This is a genomic window from Cytobacillus sp. BC1816 (assembly GCF_051353635.1).
Taxonomy (GTDB): Bacteria; Bacillota; Bacilli; order Bacillales; family Cytobacillaceae; genus Cytobacillus; species Cytobacillus oceanisediminis_C.
This window is the reverse complement of sequence record NZ_CP195611.1, coordinates 3,040,691-3,054,807: the sequence shown is the minus strand read 5'-3', so window position 1 is coordinate 3,054,807 and position 14,117 is coordinate 3,040,691. Positions and strand designations below refer to the sequence as shown.

The 14,117-nt window shown below is 40.1% G+C and carries 14 protein-coding genes; 8 read left to right on the top strand and 6 right to left on the bottom strand.

The window, feature by feature from the left end; all coding sequences use genetic code 11:
• Positions 1-142: 142 nt before the first annotated feature.
• Together ACR42H_RS15580 and ACR42H_RS15575 are read left to right on the top strand one after the other, a co-directional pair.
• Positions 143-652, top strand: coding sequence for a DinB family protein (locus tag ACR42H_RS15580; protein ID WP_394138927.1), 510 nt, complete (start codon positions 143-145; stop codon positions 650-652).
• Between the two features lie 202 nt (positions 653-854).
• Positions 855-1,034 (top strand): hypothetical protein, encoded by a 180-nt coding sequence (locus ACR42H_RS15575; protein WP_436371665.1) that lies wholly within the window; start codon positions 855-857, stop codon positions 1,032-1,034.
• A gap of 216 nt (positions 1,035-1,250) precedes the next feature.
• Here ACR42H_RS15575 and ACR42H_RS15570 read toward each other — a convergent pair whose 3' ends face one another.
• From ACR42H_RS15570 to ACR42H_RS15560, 3 genes are read right to left on the bottom strand one after another with little or no spacing between them, the layout of a single operon-like run.
• Complete coding sequence (locus tag ACR42H_RS15570; RefSeq protein WP_113885173.1) at positions 1,251-2,075, bottom strand: ABC transporter permease; 825 nt, start codon at positions 2,073-2,075, stop codon at positions 1,251-1,253.
• A 17-nt stretch (positions 2,076-2,092) separates the two neighbouring features.
• Entirely contained in the window at positions 2,093-2,899 is an 807-nt protein-coding gene (locus ACR42H_RS15565) for an ABC transporter ATP-binding protein (RefSeq protein ID WP_113885174.1), read from the bottom strand.
• A gap of 25 nt (positions 2,900-2,924) precedes the next feature.
• Positions 2,925-3,992 carry an ABC transporter substrate-binding protein gene (locus ACR42H_RS15560; protein ID WP_436371662.1) on the bottom strand — a complete coding sequence of 356 codons (1,068 nt, stop codon included), beginning with the start codon at positions 3,990-3,992 and terminating at the stop codon, positions 2,925-2,927.
• A 476-nt stretch (positions 3,993-4,468) separates the two neighbouring features.
• On the opposite strand from ACR42H_RS15560, the gene ACR42H_RS15555 reads away from it, so the two are divergent.
• From ACR42H_RS15555 to ACR42H_RS15535, 5 genes are all read left to right on the top strand, one after another.
• Positions 4,469-5,014 carry a helix-turn-helix domain-containing protein gene (locus tag ACR42H_RS15555; protein ID WP_113885176.1) on the top strand — a complete coding sequence of 182 codons (546 nt, stop codon included), beginning with the start codon at positions 4,469-4,471 and terminating at the stop codon, positions 5,012-5,014.
• 43 nt (positions 5,015-5,057) lie between these two features.
• Entirely contained in the window at positions 5,058-7,103 is a 2,046-nt protein-coding gene (locus ACR42H_RS15550; protein ID WP_113885177.1) for a hydantoinase/oxoprolinase family protein, read from the top strand.
• Positions 7,104-8,852 carry a hydantoinase B/oxoprolinase family protein gene (locus ACR42H_RS15545; RefSeq protein ID WP_436371660.1) on the top strand — a complete coding sequence of 583 codons (1,749 nt, stop codon included), beginning with the start codon at positions 7,104-7,106 and terminating at the stop codon, positions 8,850-8,852.
• Between the two features lies 1 nt (position 8,853).
• Positions 8,854-9,183, top strand: coding sequence for a cupin domain-containing protein (locus ACR42H_RS15540; protein ID WP_282139635.1), 330 nt, complete (start codon positions 8,854-8,856; stop codon positions 9,181-9,183).
• Positions 9,184-9,278: 95 nt separating this feature from the next.
• Positions 9,279-10,628 (top strand): purine-cytosine permease family protein, encoded by a 1,350-nt coding sequence (locus tag ACR42H_RS15535; RefSeq protein WP_113885180.1) that lies wholly within the window; start codon positions 9,279-9,281, stop codon positions 10,626-10,628.
• Positions 10,629-10,690: 62 nt separating this feature from the next.
• Here the strand turns inward: ACR42H_RS15535 and ACR42H_RS15530 are convergent, their stop codons facing one another.
• From ACR42H_RS15530 to ACR42H_RS15520, 3 genes are all read right to left on the bottom strand, one after another.
• On the bottom strand, positions 10,691-11,689 hold the full coding sequence (locus tag ACR42H_RS15530; RefSeq protein WP_436371658.1) for an HAAS signaling domain-containing protein: 999 nt from the start codon (positions 11,687-11,689) through the stop codon (positions 10,691-10,693).
• Positions 11,676-12,023, bottom strand: coding sequence for a PadR family transcriptional regulator (locus ACR42H_RS15525; protein ID WP_113885182.1), 348 nt, complete (start codon positions 12,021-12,023; stop codon positions 11,676-11,678). The genes ACR42H_RS15530 and ACR42H_RS15525 overlap by 14 nt, the downstream gene beginning before the upstream one ends.
• Before the next feature lie 639 nt (positions 12,024-12,662).
• Positions 12,663-13,286, bottom strand: a complete 624-nt coding sequence (locus tag ACR42H_RS15520; RefSeq protein WP_436371656.1) for a LysE family translocator — start codon at positions 13,284-13,286, stop codon at positions 12,663-12,665.
• A gap of 112 nt (positions 13,287-13,398) precedes the next feature.
• Here ACR42H_RS15520 and ACR42H_RS15515 point away from each other — a divergent pair, with 112 nt between their 5' ends.
• The gene (locus ACR42H_RS15515; RefSeq protein ID WP_436371654.1) at positions 13,399-13,944 is read left to right on the top strand and encodes a helix-turn-helix domain-containing protein; all 546 of its coding nucleotides are present in this window, start codon (positions 13,399-13,401) and stop codon (positions 13,942-13,944) included.
• The last annotated feature ends 173 nt before the right edge of the window (positions 13,945-14,117 follow it).

Here is a 14,117-nt window from a genome sequence, read left to right as displayed (position 1 = left end):
TATTTTGAAAACACTACACTACATTTAATTTGCAATTATTTTGCGGTAATGAAATTAAATATCAAAAATAAAGGAAATATCTTCTTGACAGTCGAATATTAGCCTAGAATCATCATTAACTATTCCGATGAGGAGGATTCTTGTGCGTCCACGACCATTATTTATTGAAAATCCAGAGCATGATAGATATGTTAGTCTTGTGCCAGATGGAGATATTGAAGAAATACTTAGTAAGCAACGAACTAAGACCATTACCCTCTTAAGCAGCGTATCAGAGGAGTCAGCAAGGAAGGCGTACGCACCAGGGAAATGGACTTTAAAAGAAGTGATTGGGCATATGACCGACTCGGAACGTGTGATGTCGTATCGAATGCTTGCCATTGCACGAAATGAAAGTGCACCACTCCCAGCAATGGATCAGGATCAATACGTTTCTGCGGCAAACTTCAACAAATTATCCTGGAAGCAGTTATTAGCTGGTTTAGACACGGTACGCTCCAACACGTTAAGCCTTATTTCAACCATTGATGATGCAGCGTGGGTTCGTAATGGAACTGTAATGAACAGCCCAGTTTCGATAGGTACCATTGCATATGGCATTGCCGGGCACGAGTTACACCATATGAAAGTGATTAGTGATAAATACTTATAAGTCTTTTTCTATTAATGAAAAAACCTAATTTCTCATTTAATGCTGAAAAATTAGGTTTTTTAATATTGAAACTTCCTTAACGTTGTAAATCTGTTTTTTCCTGACGCTACCCCTTATAGCGAATTTACTATACTTTCAATCAGAACTAAGGAGATAATTTATGTTGGATTTTTAAAAACAAAAGAAAAAATCATTGCCTTAGATGAATCAGATGCTAAAAACCATTGAAATGATGACCGCCGCTTATTTGGAAATGGCAAAAGACGGAAAAGGTGACTTTACAAGCGATAAATGTGTAGATGAACTAATAAAGATAGTAAATAATATCCCTGGACCAGATGTACTAAAAGAGATGTATAAGAAAAAGCAACAAGAGAATTAAATAAAACTACTTCTTCAACAAACGGATGCTTTAATTTAAGATGGGCCGGAATTTATAACAAAGAAAACTCGCCAAATTTTAGGGCGAGTTTTGTTTTTTTTATATTTCATTTGAAATGCCAAATGGACTGATAATTCGGTGCATTTTTTTTAGAAAAGCACCTCCTATCGGAATCCTTTACAAATTTGAGAGGGGCTTATTTTATTACTTAGAGAGTTAATCTTTTTGCGGTCGCCATGAAGAAAAATGTTTCTCTAATAATCCAACTAATCCAGAAAGGATAAGACCAGTTATCGTAATAACAAATATCCCAACGAACATTCTAGCTGTTTGCAAATTCTGGCCATCAATGGTTAATTGAAAACCAATACCTGCAGATGAAGCAAATAATTCACCGACTACTACCCCGATCAAGCCCTGTCCAATACCCAAACGGATGCCTGCTAATAAAAACGGAACAGTCGAAGGCAAGGCAATCGTTTTAAAAACTTGAAACTCGCTAGCTGTAAAGGTGCGAGCGGCTTTTATCAAGTTTTGATCTAGTGTCTGCATTGCTTTTTGTGCATTTAAAACAATTGGGAAAAATGCCATCAAAAAGACAATCAGCATTTTGGATTCAACCCCAATTCCTAATGCAATAACGATTACAGGTAATAAAGCTACTTTTGGTGTAACATATAATCCGGAAATAAAAGGGTTCACAATGGCATTAAAGATTTTATTCCAGCCCGAAAGTACACCAATAGGTATCCCGATAAGGACTGCGAAAACAAAGCCTATTGCAAACTCATACCCGCTTACGCCCATATTGCTCCAAAATGCAGGTTCCTGCACCATTACAACAGCTGCTTGAAATATCTCGGAAGGCGAACTAACAAACAGTGGGTCAATCCATTCTTTTTTAGAAACTAATTCCCACCCTAAAATAAATAAAGCAACCGAGAAGACACTTATAACGATAGTAAAGTCTTTTTGTCTTAAAACTTTTGGCTTTTCCTTTATGAGCTTCCTTGTTTCCTGAGTAATTTCAGTGTTTGCCATGGCCCGCTCCTTTCCCTTTAATGAAAACCTTGTTTAGTAGATTCTTTTTCTATCAAAGACCAAATATAATCTATCTGTTTTAAAAATTCAGGATCCCGTTTTATATTTAAATCCCGTGGTCTTGGAATTGTAACATCCACTATATCGACAACCCTGCCTGGTCTTGCTCCAAATACGAATACCCGATCAGCCAAATATACTGCTTCATCTATTTGGTGGGTAATAAATAAGCTTGTTTTCTTAGTTTCATTCCAGATTCGAAGTAACTCTTTCTGCATAAATTCCCGTGTTTGAGCATCAAGCGCGGAGAATGGTTCATCCAGTAATAAAAGAGAAGGCTCTACTGTTAATGCTCTTGCAAGATTAACACGCTGCTGCATACCTCCGGATAATTCATGAGGATAATGATTTTCGAATCCTTTCAGCCCAACCATCTCAATATACTCTTTCGCCTTTATCTTAGTTTCCCTGGACACTCGTTTTTGAATCTCAACGCCATATAGCACGTTCTGAATAACAGTACGCCAAGGAAAGAGACTTGGAGTTTGAAAGACAACAGATCGATCAATGCCAGGTCCATTTATTTTTTTTCCATCGAGTAAAATGTAACCGCTGCTTGGTTTTATTAGACCGGCAACTGTATTTAAAAAGGTTGTTTTACCACATCCACTGGGTCCAACGATACAGATAAATTCGCCTTCCTTTATATTTAAATTAATATCTTGAAGCGCAATGACTTCTGTACCCGTTTTATTGTTCACATAAGTTACGTCAAGATCATTTGATGATAGTTTATAGGTTTGTTCAATCGCTGCTCCACTCACTATATTCACCCCATTTCATTTAGAATTATTCAGGAAATGCTTCCTCTATATATTCATTTGTCCAAATACTCCCAGGTTCTGTATCCTGTTCCTTCGTAATTCCAGTTAAATCTCCAAATTCAACCAAAGGAACTTGAGCATTGTCCCATGATTCTTTAGTCATTTCTCCATATCCCTGGAACGTATCTTTTAAATCTATTAATGAATTTTCTAAAACCTTGCGGTCAGTTCCTTCGAAATAAGAAGCAATGGACTCTGCAGCTTCCTTTGGATTTTCACGAGTAAATTCGATTCCTTTTCCAATAGCCCGAACCACTTTAGCAGCTATGTCAGGGTTCTCTTTAAGATATTCCCGATCTGCAAATACAACCTCCCAAACCATGTTCGCATATGTGGGCTCTTCACTCGCTTTAATCACAAGTTCTCCTACGCCTTCATCCTTGACTTGTGTGGCAAATGGAGGTGAACTGATACCACCTGAAACCACGCCTTCCTTCATACCGCCAATTTTAGGTCCGGTGCCAGCTAATTTCACCATTTTAACTGTCGATGGATCTATGCCATGTAATTGCATTAAATATCTTGTATAAATGTCCCCTGAATCTCCGACTACATTTGTCCCGATGCTTGCGCCTTCTAAGGCAGCAACACGGTCTTTAAGGGGATCATCTATATTGATATTCTTTTCTTCCATGTATTCATTCGATAAGGCAATCTCAAAGGTGAGCGCAGAATTTAGAGATTGAATAGCTACAAGATCTTCACCTTTTTCCAGTGGTACAAACATACTTCTGGGTCCAGAAATCGCAAACTGAGCTTGTCCTGATAATAAGGAAGCAATCACTTGTGAACCGCCGCCCCCAGAGGCAATTTCAGCTTTAATTCCTTCTTCTTCCAAGAAACCTTTTTCAACGGCTGCATAAAAAGGTGCCAAAGAGAGAATTCTAGCTGGTTCAGAAAAAGTAATCTTGGTCAATTTCTTCCCGTCTTTACCAGTTTCGTTTGTTGTTTGATTGTTTCCACCACCAGAACATCCTGCTAAAACTAAAGCTAAAACTAATAGGAGCACGGCTCCACTTTTCTTAATAAGCATATAATCCCTCCTAAAAATTATTGTGTGTTTTATATTTAAAACACTGTTTTGTATACATTAGCAATTATAGCATTATTTTTTGAAAATTAAAATATTTCGGAGTTAGAAAACGCAGATTATTGATGCCTGAATTCCAGGGTGCTTTCCTTAAGAAGCAATATCCCTCTTTATATTGTCAACTCGATCGGCAACAATAAAATTTAACATTATTACAATAAACGTGTGCATATTTGCCAAAGAATGAAGGGGATAGGGAATAGTTTAAATAATGAGCTAAGAAGCAAAGTCAGGATTATAAACATCAGAGTTAATTTATGTTTTAACTTTTCCGAAAAAAAATCAGGCTCCATCATTTTATTTTAAATTTTCTTTTAATTTTAAATATTTTATGATATTATACTTTTTAATTACAGTATTACTAAAACTTAATTACACTCATACTGTATTTTTTCAGTTCTGCTTCAAAGGAGTTCATTATGGAAGAAATTTATAAGAAAATAAAAGATTTAAGACTTCAGCATGGCTATACCTTAAAAGAATTAAGTGAACGTACTGATTTGTCAATCAGCTTTCTTTCTCAAGTGGAGAGAGGGGCAACTTCATTAGCTATTACCTCTTTAAAAAAAATAGCGGATGCATTAAATGTTAAAATTTCTGAGTTTTTCGAAGATGAGAAACCAAATCAGAATTTTATGGTGAAGGCAAGTGAGCACAAGCCGTTTAATATCAAGGGATCGGAATTTACTTATGTTCGAGTAAATGGTGAATTTCCAGGCAGAAGCCTTGAACCTCTCTTGGTTACATTAGCCCCTAACCAAAAACAGATACAGCAATTTGGACATCCGGGTGAGGAATATTATTACGTATTAAAGGGATTTGTTATTTTTCATGTAGATGGGAAGGAATATGTTGTCAGGGAAGGTGATTCCATTCACTTTCCATCCGCTTACCCGCACACGATGGAAAATCCTATTAATGAAGAATCAAGATTACTCTGTGTTTTAACGCCAGTTATTTTTTAATTGGCTGATAATAAATATCTCATTTTATGAAAGGTGGAGTATCATGCGTGTAGCTACAGATATTGGCGGGACTTTCACTGACCTGGTTTATGTGAATGATGAAGGTGAAATTGGGGTTGCTAAAAGCCATACCACACCTCCCCATTTTGAAAAGGGAGTGATCGATGTTATTGAGAAAAGTGAAATCGATCAGACAGCCATCAAGACTTTTATCCATGGTACCACGGTAATTATCAATGCACTTACTGAACGTAAAGGGGTCAAGACAGGTTTAATTACAACCAAAGGTTTCCGTGATGTGCTTGAAATTGCCAGAGGAAATCGCCCGGATCTTTTTAATGTCCGATACGAAAAGCCGGTGCCTTTTGTCGAGCGCTATTTACGCCAGGAAGTAGAGGAGCGCTTGAATTATAAAGGTGAGGTGCTTGCTCCGTTAAACAAGGAACAGTTAACGTCTGTTATTAACTATTTCAAGGAACAAAAAGTAGAAGCTATTGCTGTCGCTTATTTACACTCTTATGTTAATCCAGTACATGAAATTGAGACTGTGGAATTAATAAAAAAGCTATGGCCTGAAGCAGCCGTTACAGCATCATATGAAGTGACAAAGGAATGGCGGGAATATGAGCGGACAAGTACCACGGTTCTTAATTCATATGTTAAGCCGATTGCTGCTACCTATGTAAACCGTCTGCATAATAAATTAGTAGAAAACAAGACTGAAAGCCAGAATTACATAATGCAGTCAAACGGCGGAACAACAACCTTTAATAGTGCAAAACAAACCCCTATTAATATGGTAGAGTCCGGACCTGTTGCGGGGATTTATGGTGCGGCAGTACTTGGTGAGATCTTGAATGAAAAAAATATTATTGCTTTTGATATTGGCGGAACTACTGCAAAATGTTCATTGATTAATCAGGGAGAAGTAAAGGTTTCAACTGATTATTTTATCGAAAAAAATGAACGAAGTGCTGGTTATCCAATAAAAGTGCCAGTTGTTGATATCGTTGAAATTGGCAATGGAGGAGGTTCAATCGCATGGATAGATGGTGCGGGTTCTTTAAAGGTTGGTCCTCAATCTGCAGGCGCATTACCTGGTCCAGTGGCATATGGACAAGGAGGTACAGAACCAACAACTACTGATGCGAACCTTGTAACGGGAAGGCTTTCTCCGAAAAACTTCGATTATGAAGTAGATTTAGATAAAGTAAAGTCTGCCATTAAAGAGAAAGTTGCCGATCATTTTGAAATGACGGTTGAAGAAGCTGCATTAGGGATTATTCGAATTGCAAACTCCAATATGCTGAATGCGTTAAAGCTTATATCAGTAAGAAAAGGACATAATCCCCGTGAATTTTCATTGGTCGCTTTTGGCGGCGGAGGATCTATGCATGCACCTGCATTGGCTAAAGAGCTGGGTGTGAAAAAAGTGATTGTTCCAGTAGCCTCTTCCGTGTTTTCTGCATGGGGAATGCTCATGACTGACTTAAGGCATGACTACATCCAGACATATATCAGAAGAATAAATGAACTCGATCCTGCTGAGCTGAATAAAGAATGGAATTCAATTGAAACACAAGCACTTAAACAATATCAGGAAGAGGGCGTTTCGGAGGAAAAGGTCTTATTTGCGAGATTTGCAGATATTCGATATCTTGGGCAGGAGCATACTGTAAAGGTTCCTGTTCCGAACGGGGAATGGTCTGATGAAACCCTTAAAGAAGTGGTAAAGCGCTTTGGCGATCTTCATGAACAGCACTATACTTTTAAGCTTGAAGGTACACCAGCAGAAATTGTTAATCTGCATTTAACAGCTTTTGGGAAGGTACTAAAACCTCAGTTGAAAAAAATTAGTTCTAGAAGCAGCAATATACAAGAAGCATACAAAGAAACACGGCCGGTCTATTTTGAAGAGGAGGGCTGGGTTGAAACAAAGGTATATCACCGCAGTTTATTTGGTGAGGGCATGGAAATTTCCGGGCCAGCCATTGTAGAGGAACAGTCTGCTTCTACGGTTATTTATCCAGGTCAGTCCTTGACTGTAGATGAATACGGAAATCTAATCATTGAAACAGGGGTGGAATAAATGACGCAAATTGTTCGCAGTAAAGTAGATCCATTTACACTTGAGATTGTGAAAGATTCACTAGTTGCCATCGGAGATGAGATGTTTATTGCCCTTGCCAAAACATCAATGAGCCCCATTATTTATGAAGTCCTGGATTATGCGAGCGGTCTTACGGATGCGAAAGGGCAGCTTTTGACTCAAGGGAATGGTGTTACAGGATTTATTGGGATGCTTTCAGATATGGTAAAGCAAACACTTAAGAAATTCGGGGATGGAAAGCTAAAAGAGGGCGATATTATCATCATTAATGATTCATATGGCGGCGGCGGTTCCCATCTTTCTGATGTTGGACTGGTGATGCCGATATTTTATAAAGGAGAAATTGTTGCTTTCTCTGCCAATAAGGCCCATTGGACTGAGGTGGGAGGAAAAGATCCAGGTTCCTTCAGCAACGATGCTACAGATATATTTCAGGAAGGCTTGCAGTTTCCAAGTGTAAAGCTCTTCAATGAAGGCGAAATCAATCAGGCTATTGTCGATATCATCGAAGCGAATGTCCGATTCCCGGAATTGTCGCTGGGAGATATGTGGGCTCAGGTTGCAGCCCTTAAAACAGGTGAAAAACGGGTTAAGGAATTATGCGAAAAGCACGGGAAGCAATTATTTTTATCATCAGTTGATTATCTGCTTGACCACGGAGAACAGCTTGCGCGTCAGGAATTAACCAAGCTTCCAAAGGGTACTTTTCATGCAGAAGGATTTATTGATGATGATGGCTTTGGAAATGGCCCTTTTCAAATCAAAGTCAAAGTAACCATCTCCGATGAAAAATTCGTTGCTGATTTCAGGGGCAGCCATCCTCAGGTTCCGGGACCTGTTAACTGTTCTTATACTGCACTTGTCTCGGCAGTTAGAACGATTTTCCTTGCCATTACGAACCCATCGCAAGATGCGAACGATGGAGTGTTTCGCCCATTGGAGGTTATTACGGATAAAGGTTCAGTTCTTTCAGCAGAAAGGCCAGCTCCTGTTTCAATCTATTGGGAGAGCATGCTTGCAGGAGCTGATTTGATCTGGAAGGCTCTTGCTCCTGTAATTCCACATAGGCTTAATGCCGGTCACCTTTTATCTGTTTGTTCGGTCGTCTTATCAGGATTGCATCAGGATACAGATGAACCCTTTTTAATTGTTGAACCTTCAGTTGGCGGCTGGGGTGCATCTGAAGGCCAGGATGGTGCGAGAGGGCAATTCTGCATTGGTGATGGGGAAACATATAATGTCCCAGTTGAAGTGGCTGAAACAAGGTATGGAATTATGGTTGATGAGTACAGCTTGCATACGGATGGAGCCGGAGCAGGAGAGTTTATTGGCGGTTCAGGTGTTATTCGCTCTTATAAAGCCCTGACTGACAACCAAATGGTTTCCGTAACTTTTGGACGGAATAAGTTTGTTCCATGGGGAATGAATGAGGGCAAGGAAGGTTCAGCTAACCAAGTTTATATTGAAAAAGCAAATGGTGAAGTCGATGGTCCATTTGGGATCTATCCTAGGTACCCGCTGAATAAAGGTGATGTCGTAAAATTAGTCACTGCCACAGGCGGCGGATACGGAGAGTCTTACAAGCGTCCTGCAGAAATGGTAGCCAAAGATGTGAAAAATGGCTATATCACTGTGGCGCAGGCAGAAGCTGACTTTGGGGTAAAAGTAAATGAGAAAACATATGCTGTCGAAGGTTTAACAGAAGAACGTCAGAGGAGAGGTGAATAAAGTGGATGTATTAAATATAGAAGATATCCAGATTGATTCGAATGCCGCAGTTCCTCTTAAAACTGTATTCTCACAAAAAGCATTAGCTGGAGATTTGAAAGTTGGAACGGTTGTCATTCCTCCAGGAAAGAGAGTCCCTTTAACAGGAGTTTCGAATCACAAAGAAAATGAATATTCGATTATAGTAAAAGGTTCAATTGTCACCGAAACGAAGGGAAGAACCTATCGGGTTTCAAGCGGAGATGCAACCTTTATCCCTGCAGGGCAAGAACATATTGCCTACAATGACAGTGATGAGGATTGTGAAATTGTGTGGGTTTTGGTTGGTTAACATTTTCATAATAAAGGCCTTGCATGGGCAAGGTCTTTATTATAAGAAAATTTTACAGAATATTCCGATATAAAATAAAAAGGAGCTGGACAGGGATGGAGGATGTGTCTTTAAGGAAAACCGGAGGAAAAGATGAAGCTCTTGCTTCTGTGCCAATAAATGAAAGGCAGCACTGGATATCACCTGCCATAATTTTTGGGGGACTTGAATTTACAATTCCAGTTTTAATGGTAGGTGCAACATTGACAGCAAGCTTTGGTCTCGGGAAGTTGTTCTGGATCTTGGCAGCAGCTTTGTTTATTTTCCAATGGATCGGTAATGCCCTTGCAGGATACATCGGTGCAAAAACTGGCCGCTCATCGTCAGTGATTGCCAGAACAAGTTTTGGGTCCAATCAGGCACGATTTATTGTAGGATTGACTATATTTATCGTTTCAATGGGGTGGTGGGCACTCCAGACAGCTGTGGCAGGAAATGCCATAGCAGCGATGTTTGGAATAGATTATCAGACTGAGTGGTTCCTTTGGGCTATTGTAACTATCATTGCCGGCCTTCTATTTGCCCTTCCATCCATTATTGGATACTCATCCATGAAGTGGACAGATTATTTAGCTGTCCCAGCTGGATTATTATTAATTGCAGGCGGTATTTTCTATGCTTTAAAAAATATTGGCTGGGAAAAGATAGCATCCTGGAACCCTGAACCACAAATGACTTTTCTTGCTGCCGTCAGTTTAGTTATTGGCATAAACGTTTCACAATGGGTTATTGCTTCAGATTATACACGCTATGCAAAGCCATCTGTAAAAGACAATGTACTAATACCCTTGGGTATAATCGCTGTTGGTTTCCCGCTATTCTATGTAGGCGCCATCATGTCCATAGGGGTTGGCGATGCGGATATTGTAAATGTCATGATGAACTTAGGATTTCCGGTATGGGGATTCCTCATCTTATGGTTAGCCACTTGGACCAGTCAATTAGTAAATAACTATAGTATGGGCCTGGCATTGGCTAATATGCTGAATGTTAACTCTAATAAAGGGAGAGCCTTGCTGACTTTGGCTGGTACGATCATTTCCATTGTCGTTGCTTTAGCAGGTATACTGGATTATTTTATGGATTTTCTTTATATGACTGCTTTAATTTATCCAGCCATTGGCGGTGTTATGATGGCAGATTTCTTTTTTATCAGAAAACAGCAATGGACCGATAATAAAGGATGGAATTGGATGGCGACCATTGCATTAGCAGCAGGAACTTTTGTTGGCTATTATACTCAATATGTACATTCTTTTGGCCTCCCAGCTGTCCAGTCCATAATTGCTTCAGCAGTTGTTTATATCATTGCCATGAAAATCAAAGCAAGAGTGGCACCTGATCACTTTACCGAGATTAGCAGCCAGCCAGACTTATATTCTTCTGATAATGTTAAAATTCTATAATCTATTCAATAAAGCCTGTTCTCTATTTTTTGAGAACAGGCTTTATGATTTTAAACTTCACATTATTGAATTCTTGATTTGCGTATCCCATCAAAGATACTCATTCCAGCATAAAAGATAAATACAATCATAATGCCGCCAAGCAGCCAGTTTTTAAATTGAGCGGCTGAAATCGAGAATAAATCGCTCATGTAGGCTGTGAATTTAGGCTGGAGCAAATTCGGATTCAGCAGGATGAAGATGAACACGATGGTGGCGAACAGTTCAAGGATGGTGTTGAAGATCGCCATTCTTTTGGTCCATTGGCCAATGATTAATTTGTAGAGTGCCAACCCCACTTCGAGCGCAATGATGACCACAACAATTGGCCAGTACCCGAGCAGAACCTCCTGGTTAACTGCGGCAATCTGGAACTCCAGTCCTTCACCGCCGCCTCTATAGATTCCCATTAGCCGGTCTGCATAAAAGTAAAGGGTTGCCCAAATGGCAGTCCACATCAAGCTTCCGAAAACCTCGAACTTGGAAATGGCTTTCTTCTTCGGAATATAGGTGATGCTTTTCAAGTCTTCCGGAGTCCACGGTTTTAAGCTTGGAGACAACGGGTGCTGCTCTTTTCCTTTATCCATCCGCTCAATAACGGCGAACACAATCGTCAGCCAGAAGAATACCTGGACCGCCACTTCAATCAGTCTCCAGATTCCATAGCCCATGAAACCGAGCACCGCATTAATGATGGTATCATCGCGGTTAAAATCGAAAATGAACTCGGCAGCAACGGAAATCAATGCAATCGCTGCGGCAATCGGCAGGATCATTTTTAATAGAGACACATAAACATCAAAATAGCGCGGTCCAATGAGATGCATCGGCTGGTCCCGGTATCCGGCCGCTAAAGCGGCAGGGCTTCCGAGTTTACCGAGGACCTCCTTAACATCCTCCTCAGTGTAATCATCCGGAAGCATATCCCCAATCGTTGACTTCAGCTCGAGAGCGATATCCGCACGGCTCTTTTCAGGCAGCCTCCGGGTCACTTCCTGTATATATACCTCAATTAAATTCATCTTCCTCATCCCCTTTCAACAGCCCGAACAGCTGTTTTGAATTCTTGATCCATTCCTCTTTTAACTGCAGAAAGGTCTCCAGCCCCAGTTCGCTCAAAACATAATACTTGCGCGGCCGGCTTTCGGTATGATCCCAGCTGCTTGTCACTAGCTCCTGTTTTTCCAGACGCCGCAGCAATGGATATAACGTGCTCTGATCAATATTTATGCCGGAGTCCTCCAATAATTGAACTAGCGAATACCCATATTGCGGTGTCCGCAGCTGGCTTAGAACAGCCAGCGTCAGTGTTCCTCTCCGAAGTTCTGTTGTTAACGAATTCAGCAGCGTACTCATTTACTCACCTCGCTTGATATACTATATGTCATACACTATATGGTTTATACTATGTATCATACAGTATGGACGTGACAATAATCAACTGCTTCTTTTCAGTTTTTTATCTGGCACTGCTAGGATAAGCCGTTAGTTGTGCAGGGAAAAGCTCCTTTTGTAATACAGTTTCAGGTGGGCAATGTATTCATTTTTATAACATCGGGAGAATGGTCTGTCCAAATGAATTTTCAGAAATATGATGGTTCTAAAGGAGGTGATAGTATGCTTGGTTTAGGAAAATGCTGGTGGTGTGAACTGCTGCCATCAGCTTGTGAGGGATGTGCCTGCAGCATTCTCAGGAATGCGCGGAAGGGTCAGGAGTTTTTGCTTATGCTGAAAGGAACTGCGGAATTTTAGCTTTAGGTCCTGGTTAAAACCCTCAGCCTACAGAGTTTTCTTTTGTCCGATTTAAAGAAGAGACGTGCTGCGCAATTTTTACTTTCTCCCAGCAGCCAGGAGCAGTTCCGGCAGAAAGGGAATTTATCATTGATTGCCGAAGCATTGCTGCTCTTTCACCATTACCTTTTCCTCTCTAAATTGAATACTGGCTTAACGTGGGAGTAAAAAAAACATTGGGGTTATCCAATGTTTTTTTACAATCTAATGCTGTTTATCCAAGGCGAGCTTTAATCCAAATCCAATTAGCACAAGGCCTGTTGCTTTATCCATAACCCTTTGAACTTTCGGGGACATTAGCCATTCCCGCATATAATTAATGAAAAAGACATAGATGAAAAACCAGGAGATGCTCAGCAGTGTGTATATAATTCCCATGATGATCAGCTGCTGTGTTGCGTTTTCGCCTGTCTTCACAAATTGCGGCAGAAAGGTTAAGAAGAACATCGCAACCTTTGGATTCAGCACGTTCGAAAGCAGTCCTTGTTTAAAAGCAGACTTTTTCATATTGGATTTAACCTCAGGTTCTATACCAGCATCTTTCTTCTTTTTCATCGAGATGAACGAAGATAACCCGAGATATATCAAATAGACAGCCCCGGCATATTTTATGATTTCGAATGCAGCAGCAGACTGCATTAAGATGGCTGATAGGCCGAAAGCAGCCGCAAGGGTATGCACTAAAGAACCGGCTGTAATCCCAAGTCCCATTTTATAGCCATCTGCTCTTCCGTCTGCAATCGTCCTTTTTGTAATAAGGGCAGTATCGATTCCTGGACTCATGACCACAAACAAAGAAAGAACCAAAAACGTAAAGAAATCATTCATTTTCTTCACTCCTTGCTGATGTGTTAAAATACAATTTAACAAACGTTAAATATAATTTAACACATGATGATCATATTTTGTTAAATATTAAAAAAAATTAAGGGGCGGGGTTATGGAAAATATAGATATAGGCAAAAAAGTGGAGAAATTCAGGAAGGAGAAGGGCTATAGCAGCAGAGAATTAGCCAGAATAGCTGACATTACTCCTTCCATGTTAAGCCAGATTGAACGGGGGATCGCGAATCCTTCGATTCAGACCTTGAAGGTTTTAGCAAAGGCCCTTGATGTTCCTACCTTTAGCTTTTTACTCGAAGAGACGAATACAGAAGATTTAGTTGTACGATTCAATGAACGTAAAAATATGGTTGTTGAAAATATATCCTATGAATTATTATCGCCTGATTTTACAGGGACACTGTCAACTGCAATCATGAATATCCCTCCGGCGACCTCCTCATCGGAGAAGCTTTTGGAGCATAAAGGGGAAGAGGTTGCTTATGTATTGGAAGGAAAAATCAAGGTGTACCTGGATGAAGCTGAATACATATTAGAAGCTGGTGACAGTGTCAAAATACCAGCTTATATGAAGCATAAGTGGGAAAATAATTTTGATGGAAAAGCTGCTATCCTTTTCTCTGTGACTCCGCCATCCTTTTAATCTGGGACCCGCTTCCAATGGGTGTGGGCATTGAACCGGAGTCAGTTACTGGGGAAGGGGCGGATCTAAGATGATCCATAAATAAAAGAAGAATGCTGATAAAAGCTAAAACCCATGCAGCCCATGTCTTTCATTTTGGGGGAGATGACTGCCTATTTCGGTTTAACCTTCTC